We start from the raw sequence: 2,037 nt of genomic DNA on the forward strand, positions 1-2,037 counted from the left end.
CCGCTGCATCAATTCGGCCACCTCTTGGGCCGTGTCGTCGGCCGTACGATGAACCTTGTGGGCCACGCGGCCGAGATCTACGTCGAGGGCGAGATCGACAAAGCCATCGACAAAGTCGCCAATGCGCCGGCTCGAGCGGTTCAACGACAGCTGAATCCCTTGTGGAAGATCCTGGGCAGCAAGCTCGGGGGTGGGCTTACCGGATTCCTGCGCGAGCCGATCGATCGTGCCATTCAGCGCAACCTCGATCGTATCCTGAACGGTCGGCCGCACCGATCGCGCCCGCGTACGGCCGTGCCGACTGCAACGACAAGTCCCGGCACTCCAGTTCCATCCACAACGAGTGTGGGCACGCTGGCCGGATTCCAGGAATCGGATTGCGCCGTGCCCGGCTTGACCTTCGCCTCACCCACCATCGGCGACGAAGTCAACGAAGTATTCGACGGTCCCAGTCTGATTTGCGCTGCATCCAGCGAAGGTGCACATGGACTGTCGGAGTTCGCTCTCATTGGGATCACTGCCTACAAGGCGGATAAGCTGGGGGAATTCTACAAACCGGGGAGGGACAGCAATGAGGAGCGGGTGGCCCGCGCCAACGAGTGGAATGCTCTCCCTGATCTTCCCACTGCGGCCAGATACGAGATTGATCTCATCCTCAACGACGAGGACGGGTATGTCTCCATGATCACCAGCGAGTCGAACGTTTACGGTTGTTTGCTTGGAGACGGTTTTGGTACAGAGAAGATAGAGGGCAAGTATCTGGTCAACATCCAGTTCGAGTCGTGCGAACTGGGCGACGCTGCAGCTTACACCGCCGCGCTGGAAAGCCTCCGGGCGGCGGCCTTGGCCGCCATCGAGCGCGTGGAGACTGCCAGACAGAAATAGCGTGACCGCGGAGCATTCAGAAGACGCCGCAGGAATCGCTTTCTCCGGCCTGCCAATGGTAGAGGTTCACTCTGGATCGAGAACGCAAGCCAGCCTGCTTCGCTAGCAGGACCTCGGCAAGCCATTTGGCCTGAGTTGAGGGGTTTGCTGTCGGTTGAATTGCCACGGCGGGCCCACAAGAGGCCCGCTGCCGTTGCCGCACCTAGCCGCAGGCCGCGGCGTCGATGAATTGCGCGCCGCCCGTGGCCGCGGGTTTGTCCGCTGGTGCCGAGAGCCAGAATCGAACTGGCGACACCGCGATTTTCAGTCGCGTGCTCTACCAACTGAGCTATCTCGGCCTGGGGGGCATTCTACCCGCCGCCTGATTCGTCGTCAAGCCAGACGCAGCGGCAAGCCCTGACGGGCGCCCGGGCCCTGGTGGTTCGCGCCTGCGCTCCAGGCGCCACGCCTGGCTGACGGCCTCAGTCCCCGCCAGCGCCCATGGAAAGTACAATGCGACGCAGGCATCGGCGGGATGACCCACTGCTCCCCGCTCGCTGCTTGGTCCGAAGTTGCGGAGGATGGATGACCCAGCACATGCTCACTCAGGCCTTGGAGAAGGCGAAGGACACGCGCGAGGTGGTCATCGCGCCCGGAGCTCTGCAGCAGGTCGACGCAGTCCTTACGCGCGGCTTCGGGGACCAGGCCGTCGGGCTCGTCGCCGACGACAACACCTTCGCTGCGGCCGGCGAAGCACTGGCGCGGCACCTCGAGTCGGCGGGGCGCCGCATCCAGGTGACGCAGGTCTTCCCCGGCACGCCGCGCCTTCACCCGGACATCGAACACGTCGAGCGCCTGGTGCAGGTCCTCGGGAGCAGCGACGCCGTGCCCGTTGCCGTCGGGTCAGGCGTGATCAACGACTTGACCAAACTGGCTGCTCACCGCTTGGGCCGGCCGTACGCCGTCGTCGGCACGGCGGCTTCGATGGATGGCTACACTGCCTTTGCCGCAGCCATCACGCACAACGGGGTGAAGAAGGTCGATCCGTGCCCAGCGCCGCGGGCGCTGGTCGCGGATCTGGACGTCCTTGCGGCCGCTCCGCTTGGCATGAGCGCCGCCGGGTATGGCGACCTGCTGGGCAAGTACACGGCCCTGGCGGATTGGCGCATTGCA

General features: G+C 64.4%; 3 protein-coding genes and 1 tRNA gene. 2 read left to right on the forward strand and 2 right to left on the reverse strand.

The features are described 5' to 3' along the window. Window positions 1–273 (reverse strand): hypothetical protein (locus MUO23_03785; GenBank protein ID MCJ7512073.1); only part of this gene is annotated, 273 nt, incomplete at its 3' end. Between the two features lie 72 nt (window positions 274–345). Here MUO23_03785 and MUO23_03790 point away from each other — a divergent pair. Continuing rightward, on the forward strand, window positions 346–885 hold the full coding sequence (locus tag MUO23_03790) for a hypothetical protein (GenBank protein MCJ7512074.1): 540 nt from the start codon (window positions 346–348) through the stop codon (window positions 883–885). Window positions 886–1,147: 262 nt separating this feature from the next. On the opposite strand, the gene MUO23_03795 is transcribed toward MUO23_03790, so the two are convergent. Next, window positions 1,148–1,223, reverse strand: a tRNA-Phe gene (locus MUO23_03795). A gap of 226 nt (window positions 1,224–1,449) precedes the next feature. On the opposite strand from MUO23_03795, the gene MUO23_03800 reads away from it, so the two are divergent. Beyond that, window positions 1,450–2,037, forward strand: a 588-nt coding sequence (locus MUO23_03800) for an iron-containing alcohol dehydrogenase (GenBank protein ID MCJ7512075.1), incomplete at its 3' end; no start/stop codon positions are given.

The organism is Anaerolineales bacterium, assembly GCA_022866145.1.
GTDB lineage: Bacteria > Chloroflexota > Anaerolineae > Anaerolineales > E44-bin32 > PFL42.